This window comes from Streptomyces sp. NPDC032161 (assembly GCF_040636995.1).
Lineage (GTDB): Bacteria > Actinomycetota > Actinomycetes > Streptomycetales > Streptomycetaceae > Streptomyces.
This window is the reverse complement of record NZ_JBEZVN010000074.1, coordinates 1-8,968: the sequence shown is the minus strand read 5'-3', so window position 1 is coordinate 8,968 and position 8,968 is coordinate 1. Positions and strand designations below refer to the sequence as shown.

Annotated in this window: 8 protein-coding genes and 3 pseudogenes; 7 read left to right on the top strand and 4 right to left on the bottom strand. The window is 66.7% G+C overall.

The window, feature by feature from the left end; translation table 11 throughout:
* Together AB0E67_RS35665 and AB0E67_RS35660 are read left to right on the top strand one after the other, a co-directional pair.
* Positions 1-88, top strand: a pseudogene (locus AB0E67_RS35665) (IS3 family transposase); the annotation flags it as partial.
* A complete protein-coding gene (locus AB0E67_RS35660) occupies positions 68-772 on the top strand; it encodes an SAM-dependent methyltransferase (protein WP_362034902.1) in 705 nt (234 codons plus the stop codon). The pseudogene AB0E67_RS35665 and the gene AB0E67_RS35660, both read left to right, overlap by 21 nt.
* Positions 773-963: 191 nt before the next feature.
* On the opposite strand, the gene AB0E67_RS35655 is transcribed toward AB0E67_RS35660, so the two are convergent.
* The 3 genes from AB0E67_RS35655 to AB0E67_RS35645 all read right to left on the bottom strand — a co-directional run bounded on the left by AB0E67_RS35655 (position 964) and on the right by AB0E67_RS35645 (position 4,263).
* The gene (locus AB0E67_RS35655) at positions 964-1,527 is read right to left on the bottom strand and encodes a hypothetical protein (RefSeq protein ID WP_362034898.1); all 564 of its coding nucleotides are present in this window, start codon (positions 1,525-1,527) and stop codon (positions 964-966) included.
* Positions 1,528-1,850: 323 nt separating this feature from the next.
* Entirely contained in the window at positions 1,851-2,891 is a 1,041-nt protein-coding gene (locus AB0E67_RS35650) for an LPXTG cell wall anchor domain-containing protein (RefSeq protein WP_362034896.1), read from the bottom strand.
* A gap of 844 nt (positions 2,892-3,735) precedes the next feature.
* The gene (locus AB0E67_RS35645) at positions 3,736-4,263 is read right to left on the bottom strand and encodes a DUF2399 domain-containing protein (RefSeq protein WP_362034894.1); all 528 of its coding nucleotides are present in this window, start codon (positions 4,261-4,263) and stop codon (positions 3,736-3,738) included.
* Between the two features lie 92 nt (positions 4,264-4,355).
* On the opposite strand from AB0E67_RS35645, the gene AB0E67_RS35640 reads away from it, so the two are divergent.
* From AB0E67_RS35640 to AB0E67_RS35620, 5 genes and pseudogenes are all read left to right on the top strand, one after another.
* The gene (locus tag AB0E67_RS35640; protein ID WP_362034900.1) at positions 4,356-4,616 is read left to right on the top strand and encodes a Tn3 family transposase; all 261 of its coding nucleotides are present in this window, start codon (positions 4,356-4,358) and stop codon (positions 4,614-4,616) included.
* A gap of 241 nt (positions 4,617-4,857) precedes the next feature.
* Positions 4,858-5,670 carry a hypothetical protein gene (locus AB0E67_RS35635; protein WP_362034893.1) on the top strand — a complete coding sequence of 271 codons (813 nt, stop codon included), beginning with the start codon at positions 4,858-4,860 and terminating at the stop codon, positions 5,668-5,670.
* A 37-nt stretch (positions 5,671-5,707) separates the two neighbouring features.
* Positions 5,708-7,948, top strand: a complete 2,241-nt coding sequence (locus AB0E67_RS35630; RefSeq protein WP_362034891.1) for a DNRLRE domain-containing protein — start codon at positions 5,708-5,710, stop codon at positions 7,946-7,948.
* Between the two features lie 10 nt (positions 7,949-7,958).
* Positions 7,959-8,273: a hypothetical protein gene (locus tag AB0E67_RS35625; protein WP_362034889.1), complete on the top strand. Its 315-nt coding sequence runs from the start codon at positions 7,959-7,961 to the stop codon at positions 8,271-8,273.
* A gap of 201 nt (positions 8,274-8,474) precedes the next feature.
* A pseudogene (locus tag AB0E67_RS35620) lies at positions 8,475-8,807 on the top strand (IS6 family transposase); the annotation flags it as partial.
* A 35-nt stretch (positions 8,808-8,842) separates the two neighbouring features.
* Here the strand turns inward: AB0E67_RS35620 and AB0E67_RS35615 are convergent.
* A pseudogene (locus AB0E67_RS35615) lies at positions 8,843-8,968 on the bottom strand (IS3 family transposase); the annotation flags it as partial.

Below are 8,968 nucleotides of genomic sequence, written 5' to 3'. Positions count from 1 at the left end.
CCCGCGCATCCACGCCGAACTGCGCCGCCTGGGTCGGCGGGTGAACCGCAAGCGCGTCGCCCGTGTGATGCGTGAGCGCGACATCCGCGGTGTCACCCGGCGCAAGAGGCGTTCGCTGACCCGGCCGGACGCGAAGGCGAAGCCGGCCCCGGTGCCGGCCTTCCAGATCCGTGCGGTCCGATACTTGGCACGCGAAGGGATTACCCAGTTCCTTGATATCGGGACCGGGCTCCCCGCCCAGAACAGTACCCACGAGGTCGCGCAGATCATCCAACCGCAGGCACGGATCGTCTACGTCGACAACGACCCACTGGTCCTGGCCCACGCCAGGGCCCTGTTGACCAGCGCACCGGCCGGGATGACGGACTACATCCACGCAGACATGCTGAGCACCGAGCAAGTTCTCCGGGAAGCCGCCCGGACCCTGGACCTTGAACAGCCCGTGGCCGTCATGCTCCTGTCCACACTGGGACACGTCGACCCCCAGACAGGAATCGACCTCACCCGCCGGTACATGGCCAACCTCCCTGCGGGCAGTCACCTCGTCCTCTGCGACACGATCTCCACCCCGCAGACGCTCGCGGCCCAGGAGGCATACGCAGCAGGCGACACCCCGCCGTACCTGGTGCGCCAGCCCGAAGAGATCCTCGCGAGCGCCGACGGAATGGACCTGGTCGCCCCAGGGTTCGGATCCATCTCGCGGTGGCATCCGGACCTGAGCGACGAGAACGACAAGCCCGTCGATCAGTGGGGATTCGTCGCCCGCAAATGAGCCTGGTGGACCGTCTGGGGCTGCGGCGACTGTAGGCGGCCCCAGACGAAGAATTCCAGGGCCTGCTCCGGGATGGCCAGGATCCGGACGTGGATACGGCCGGTGGCTGGAACGTCAGATGCAGGCCCGCCTCACCACCGTGCTCACCGCACGGGGCCCACGCGGCGTTTGGAGCTTCGGGTGCTGAGAAGTCAGCCGAGGGCCAGGGACGCCACCGCGCACCCGGCGGCGACCAGGAGCATTCCGTCCGCGACGGCGTCGGCCACCAGCATGCGTCGCACCGGGCCGTCCGCGCCGGGGCGCCGACGGCCCTTCTTGTGCAGCTTCTTCAGTTTCGCGGCCGCCTTCTCCGACGTCCTGAATATGCGGTCGAGTAGCGAGCCGGCGAATCCGACGACCAGATAGCCCTCGCCGTCGGTGTCCGCGGCGGACTCCTTGGGCAGCACCATCAGGCTGCCGGACAGGCTGAGCCCGATGCGCTGCACGGCACCGTAGGGCACCTCGTAGGCGAAGAGCGGGTTGACGACGGTGAGCGAAGTCTCACCGACGTGGACGCGCGAACGGGTGACACGGTAGGAGAGGGAGCCGACGGTGAGTATCAGCGCCGCCGCGATCATCCCGTCCTTGTTGCCGGTCAGCCCGTCGATGAGCGCGACTGTGGCCCCACCGAAGTAGAAGACCAGCGCGCCCAGGGACAGCACGCGGAAGGAGCGGCGGCGCAGCACGTGCCCTCCCGTGACCCGGCCGTATCGCATAGGGTTTCCGCCCTTTCGAGGGTTTGGGGGATTCGGGGAATAGGGGTGCGTACTGCCCGAGCTCATGCGGATAGGTGCGCCGCTTGACCACGGCGTCACCGATGTCGGAAGTGGTTACGCGGGGGACCGGTTCGGCGCTCGGCTGCGTCGGCCCCTGATTCCGGATACGCACTCTGCGCACCGCGCGGGGCAGCCCGCTGTGCTGGGCAGCCTCGAAGGTGTATGCCGTGTCGTCCATGCCCGGCTGTTTGTTGTCCGCCGCAGGAGTACGGCGAAGGGGCCGCACCCCGCGCGGGCGCAGCCCCTTCTGGCTGAGATGACGGTCAGGCAGTCATGCCGGTGGCACTGGTCTTGCGGCGGCGGACCAGGAAGACGGCGCCGGTGCCGACGGCGACCGCGGTGCCGCCGGTGAGGGCGATGGTCGGGAGCATGGAGCTGGAGCCGGTGTTGGCGAGGCGGCCCTGCGGGTCGATCCGGGTGTTGCCGACGGGCTTGTTCGGCAGGGGCTTGCTGCCGCCCTGTGGCTTGGTTTCGTCGACGACGCCGGGGGTGGAGCCGGCCTTGAGGATGTTGAACTGGTAGTAGTCGTCGTCGCTGGCGTAGGCACAGTTGCCCTCGTCGTCGGCGTACATGCCGATGCTGATGGCGATGCCGAGGCCAGCCGGGGCCTTCTTGTCCACGGCCAGGCGCAGGTCGATGGAGAAGGACTCCTCGGCGCGGATGTCGGTGTAGCCGAGGTAGCCGGCGCCCTCGTCGGTCGCGTCGAGGGGGATGCCGGTCCACTTCCCCGTGGACGGGTCCTTGTACTGCAGGGTGAGGTAGCTGGTGTCGACGAAGAAATCGTCCTCGTCGACCTGAGCGGCGAACACCCCGAGGTCGACGCGCTGGTAGGCGTGGCCGCCGGTGTTCTTCACGGTGAGCTTGAAGCCGTGGAAGCCGCTGCCCGCGACGATCTTCGAGGGCAGGCCGGAGAGGCTGGTGTGCAGGTTGTCGTCGGACTTCGGATCTTCGCCCTCCTCGCACTCCGCCGGACCTGGCGCGGGCGCGGTCGTCGCAGAGGCTGAGGGGGAGGCCGGCACGGTGGCCGAGGGGGTGGGCGTGGCCTGGACCGGGGTCTCAGTCCTGGTCTCCTCCTCGCTCGGGGTGGTCTCCTCGGCCGGGGTGGTCTCCTCAGCCGGAGCCGTGTCGTCGGTGGTCGGCGTGGTCTCGTCCTCCGCGGGGGTGGACTCCTCCTCGGCCGCGGTCGTCTCGGTGGCCGTCGGCCTCGGATCCTGCGTGGCGTGGGCGACGGGTGCCGTGAGCAGGACAGCCGGGGCGATGGCAGCCGTCGCAGCGGCGAGGGCCAGGGAACGACGAAGCTTCATGGAAAACCGAACCTCAGAGGCAGGAGTGGCTGATGTGTCCAAAGACGTGACCCACAGCGAGCACAAAAGGTTGCACAAAACCTCACGATTTCTTTACATGACGTGAATCACACCGTTGCTGGGCTTTTCGACGCCGTGATCTGGTGCCACGCCGTGGTGCGCTGCCACAGCAGGCGGCACCGCCGGACACGGCCGACAAGCAGAGCCTTGGCGAAGCCCGGGTGGTCAGGGAGCTCGGGCGCCTGGAGCACTCAGCGCCGGACGCGCCGTTGAGGCGCTTCGGGAGCAGTAGCTCGGCGCCACCGTCCCGCGGCCCGGGCTGCCGCAGCGGTCGGGGTGTCCGCACCGTGGACGAACCCTGTCGGCCGTGTCCGGCATCGATGGCACGGCGCACTGAGGCCCCCGTGATGCGCCCCACGGCGTCACCGTCGTCAGCAGCCGACGGCACAACCAGCAAAGACCTCAGCAGGGTGTGAGGTGAGAGGACGGGCAGCGTGGCGAGCACCCCGGCGGCCTCCAGGCGCGGCAGCGGCAAACGTGCAGAGACGCGTCGGGTGCTGTCGCGGCGAAGAAGCCGCTGGGCGAACTCGACCAGAGTGTGCGGCCGAGGCCGCAGCCTCGGTGGCGGTATCGGGCCGCTCGGACAGAAGGGCGTCCGCGCCAGGTATGGCTACTTGACAAATCTGCGAAGTGGCCCTAATGGTACAGCGTTTCCGTGTGCTGAGCGTTGTGCAGGCAGGTGCTGGCCGGAGCGTATATCTGCAAGGCCGCCGCCTTGAGTGAGCGGCTGGCCTGATCCCCGGCGCTCGGTGGGGCAGAAGGCCCGAAGCCGGCGCTCGGCGGGTCATGGCAGCTTGGTGTTGAGGAGGGCCAGCACGGTCTCGGCGATGCATCCCTCCTGTTCGACAGGGTATCCGCGTCGAAGGCATCCCTGGGCAAGAGCTGCTGCGGGGCTGCTGAGCATCGCGTGCAGGTCGTGCCAGACCGGGCTGTCGGGAGCCCAGGGGTTCTGGAGGGTATGGGCTGGTGTCAGTCCGATGTCGCAGATCGTGGTGTGTTGTTGGGCGGTTGGGGTGAGTGAGTTCCAGATGGCTGTTGCGATCCGCGTTCCACCGAGGTCGGCGTCAGGGGCGATGATGATGTTCTCTGCCTGTTCGGCGAGTTCGGCGATGTAGTGGAGGATATCTCGGCTCGGCATGCCGGCGTGATAGACGATGCCAGGTGGTTGGCGGCGGCTCCTGAGTACCCTGTAGACGGCGTCTGCGGCTTGGAGGTTCTCCACCACGATCAGGGTGCGGCTGCGAAGCTGGAGATGCAGGTCGGCGGTTGTGGCCGGGACGAGAACAACGCCGAGGTCGTCGAGGGGCCGCATGCGGGTGGCCGGTATGGCGGTGATGGGTCCGCCCAGGCCGATCCGGCTGTGGCCGTGCAGGCCGATGGCCTGGGCGAGGGTGGTGGGAACGCCTGATAGGGCACACAGCCCGCCTGCTCCAGTCCTCGCTCGTGCACGTCAACACCCTGCTGCTCCAGCAGGTCCTGGCCGAACCGGCGAAGAAGCTCAGCGACGAGGACCGGCACGGGCTGACCGCGCTGTTCTGCTCGAATATCAACCCGTACGGCACCTTCCGCCTCGACATGGACAAGCGCCTCGACCTCGGGCTCACGGTGCCCTGCCCTCGAACCTCGGCGGACGCCGTCGCTCGCTCGAACGCGGAGACACGATGACTGAGTTTTGCGACTCCAAGGAGCTCACCACCCTTGGATGAACGAGGCCGTGCCGCGGGCCCTGGGCCTATCGCGCGCACTCAGTCAGCAGGGCTCGGCGGAGAAGAGAAGTCGGGCCCAAAGACTCTGCTTGCACCGATCTGACACGGCTTAGATATATCTGATCAATGTTGTCAGAATACGCGGCGTATCTGACGGCTCCTCAAAGCCGTCTGCAGCCCGACGTGTGTGGAGCGAGCACATGCAACTGCGCCAGCGCAGTCCCCATAGAACCCTGGCCGTGACCGGCATATCGGCCCTGACCGCGCTGGCGGTGATCGGCTCGACGGTCACCGCGAACGCTGAGGGGCGGCCCGAGTCCGCGCCGTCGCAGGCTCAGGCGCCGACCGGTTCGCCGATCACTGAGGCGATCACGGCGGAGCAGGCACTGCAAGCGGCAGCCAAGCAGGACAAGCGTGTTGAGGTCCTGGACCGGCGTACCGAGTCGTCGACGACGTACGCCAACCCTGACGGGACACTGACGGTCGAGCAGTCGGCGGGCCCGGTACGGATGATCCGTGACGGCAAGTGGGTCGATGTCGATGTGGACTTCGCCCGGCAGAAGGACGGAAGCGTCGCCTCGAAGGCGCATCCGGATGGGCTGAAGCTCGCCGGTCAGGGCGGGACGAAGGCGCGCTCTGCGCAGGATGCCGCGGATGCTCCGGCTTCTGCGGCCCGTGACCTGATCACGCTGGGTTCGGGCGATGCGCAGGTCAAGGTGCAGTGGAAGGGCGGCCTGCCCCAGCCCGTTCTGGACGGGCCCCGAGCGACCTACCGTGAGGCTGTACCCGGCGCGGACCTGGTCATCGACGCCACCCGCAGCGGCTTCGAGCAGTACCTGAAGCTCAACGACCGCCCCCAGGACGGCGCGGCGCCGATGACGCTGCCGCTGAAGGTCAAGGGACTCAAGGCCGAAGCCCAGAAGGACGGCTCGGTCTCCTTCGAGGACGCCAAGACCGGCAAGGTGGCCGCGGTGATGCCAGCCCCCGGTGATGTGGGACGCGGCCGTGGATAGGCGGTCCGGTGAGCACACCAACCGCAAGCTGGTCGCCATGGACGTCACACAAGACGGCGACACCGTCGAGCTGCGCCTGATCCCAGACACAGAGTTCTTGTCCGATCCGAAGACGCAGTACCCGGTGACCATCGATCCGGCCACCAGCACCCTGGACCTGCTCTTCGACACCTTCGTCCAGGGCGGTGAGAGCGCCGATCAGTCGGTTTCCACCGACTTGAAGCTGGGCTGGCCCGGCGACTCTTCCGGCTCCACCAAGCGCACCGCACGGTCCTTCATCTCCTGGGGTACTGGAGAGTTCGCTGACGCCTTGGTCTCGAGTGCGAAGCTGAAGCTGTACAACTACCACTCCTGGTCGTGTGAGAAGCGAGGCTGGGAGGTGTGGGCTACCGACGCGGCCGACACGTCGACGCGCTGGGGTAAGCAGCCCACGTGGCGGCAGAAGTTCGCGACCTCCACCGAGACCAAGTCCGCTGCGTGTAACAACGCCGGTTATGTCACGGCGGACGTCACCGAACTCGCGAAGTACTGGGCCAGCGCCAAGGCCACCGAGGGCCACATGGGCCTGCGGGCGGCCAGCGAGTCCGACACGTATGCGTGGAAGCGGTTCTACTCCTCGGACCACACCAACGACGCTCAGATCCCGCAGCTGGAAGTCACCTACAACTACCGGCCCAAGAGCGGCGCCAACCTCCAGGCCGGGCCTCCATACATCAGCAACGGCGGCATCTACAAGGTCAACTCCCTCACCCCGACCCTCCGGTTCACCACCGACGACATCAACGAAGACGACAAGATCCAAGGCACGTTCGAGATCAAGGACCAGGCCACCGACCAGGTCGTCGCCCAGGTCAACTCCTCGCCCGTGGAGGAGGGGGCTACGGCTTCGGTTCAGGTACCGGCCGGCAAGCTACAGAACGGCAAGACCTACACCTTCCGCACCACCACCTACGACGGCACCCACTACGCCAACGGCTGGTCCGCTCCCGTCACCTTCACCGTGGACACCGGCTGGAAGCTGAACGCGGCCGAGCAGGCGGTCAGCGCCGTCAACAGCGCCCAGGAGCCCGCGGACCTTACCGCGGCGACCACCAGCAATAGCCAATACGCGGCCATCGCGAACACCGACAGCACCGTCGCCATCCCGTGGAACAGCGCTGATCAGATCTCTGTCGCTTCGAACCATGACCTGCCCGGCATGGGCATGGGCGTGCCGGGCGATCAGGTGCGCGCCGTCAAGATCAATGACTTGGTCGTCTACAGCGACCCGGCCAAGCCGGTCGACACCGTGGTTCAGCCGACCCTGAGTGGTGGCAGCCGCACGCTGCAGGTCCTCAAGAACGCCGATGCCAGCCGTGAATACCGCACACCCCTGAATCTTCCGGACAGCGCCGTCGTTCAGAAGCAAGAAGATGGTGCCCTGGCCGCCTACACCAGTTCGCCCGACAACCCCGCTGGGGAGGTGACGCTGCACTCGGCCGCAACAGATCACTACGCGTCGGCGCGCATCAACGAGACCGGTAGCCAACTGGGCAAGGTCCGTGCCACGGCCGCAGACCTCGGTAGCTGGGAAAAGTTCACCCTCATCCGCAACAGCGACAACACCGTCTCACTACGGTCCAAGGCGAATGGCAAGTACGTCACCACAGAGGTCAACAACACCGGCAAGCAGGCCGGCATGCTGCGTGCCCGTGGTGAGACGATTGGCAGCTGGGAGAAGTACACACTGCACAAGCTCTCCGGCACCGGAAGCTTCGCCCTCAAGTCCAAAGCCAACGACAAGTACGTCACCGCCGAGAAGAACTACACCGGCAGCGACGAAGGACTGCTGCGCGCCCGCAGCGACAGCGCCGGCGGCTGGGAGACCTTCGCCATCGAGCCGATCCAGCTCGGTGTGTTCGACGCCCCTTGGGCCAAGGACGCAGGCGGCAACGCCGTACCCACCAGCTTCCGCATCGAGGGCGGCGACATCGTGCAAACCATCGACGTGAACGCCAACACCGCCTTCCCCGTCGTCGCCGACCCATTCTGGCGCTCCGTATGGAAGTGGACCAAGTGCGTCGCCGCTGTCGCACTGGTCTTCGTTCCCGCGTACAGGGCCTTCAAGGCCGCGCAAGTAGCCGTCAAGGGCCTCGGGGGCATCAGGTCGACGGCCAAGCTCGTATGGGGAGCCAGGAAGAAGGGCGACTTCAAGCGCGCCGTCTCGAAGAAGGGATACGGCACGAAGGCAGCAGCCCAGATCTTGGGCATCGCCGGCATCCAGAGCTACTGCTTCTAGTGAGGACACCGTGACTACTGCAGAGAACACCTGTCCCGAAGGCAATCCGGACAAGCAGCGCGCCCGAGCCGTGATCGATGCCTATCTCGGGCGGGAAGAGTCCACCGCCACCACGATGGCCCTGCTGTACGGCCTGATCTACGTACCCCTGACGCTGCTCCTGGGTAACACCGTGGGCCTGGGACAGCTGATCTTCGGCGTCGTGGTCTTCGGCGGAGCAAGCATGCTGGCAGACCACTCACGGTGGAAAGAGAACTCGTATCTTCTCGGCCTCCTAGCCACCGCCTCCGTCGCCGCAGCCGTGATCGCTGCGCTCCTGTCCTGACCTGGAAGCGCGCCGTCGGTCCGGGGCTCGGCCTGGTTGCCGCCAACAACCGGGTCAATTCAGCCCAGTAGGCACTTGTTCACACACCGCTGGGGGCGCTGCTCGTGAGCAGCGCCCCCAGCGGTGTGTGAACAAGTGCACTGTCACGTTGGCTGGCGGGGTGGATGATCTTCGGGTTGATCATGGTGGAGGGGGTCGTCCGTGGGCAGTACGCCGCCGTCGTACAAGGGGCACCGGTACCCGGTGGAGATCATTGCGCACTGCGTGTGGCTGTACCACCGCTTCCCGCTGTCGTTCCGGGAGGTCGAGGAACTGATGCTCGAGCGCGGTGTGCTCGTCTCCCAGGAGACCGTCCGGCGCTGGTGCGCCAAGTTCGGGCATGCCTACGCCAACGGACTGTGCCGCCGGCGTGCGCGGCCGGGCGACAAGTGGCACCTGGACGAGGTCTTCATCAAGATCAACGGGGAGCGGAAGTACCTGTGGCGGGCCGTCGACGCCGACGGCACCGTGCTCGACATCCTGGTCCAGGGCCGAAGTGAAGTTTCCACGTGATCTCGGACACGTGATCGTTATGCCGCGAGGGCGTGCTGGTGCCGCTGCCTGGTCTCGGTCGGGGTGAGGTAGCCGAAAGTCCGGTGCTTTCGCAGGCGGCGGCGGTTGTAGAAGGTCTCGATGAAGGAGAAGACCTCGGCTCG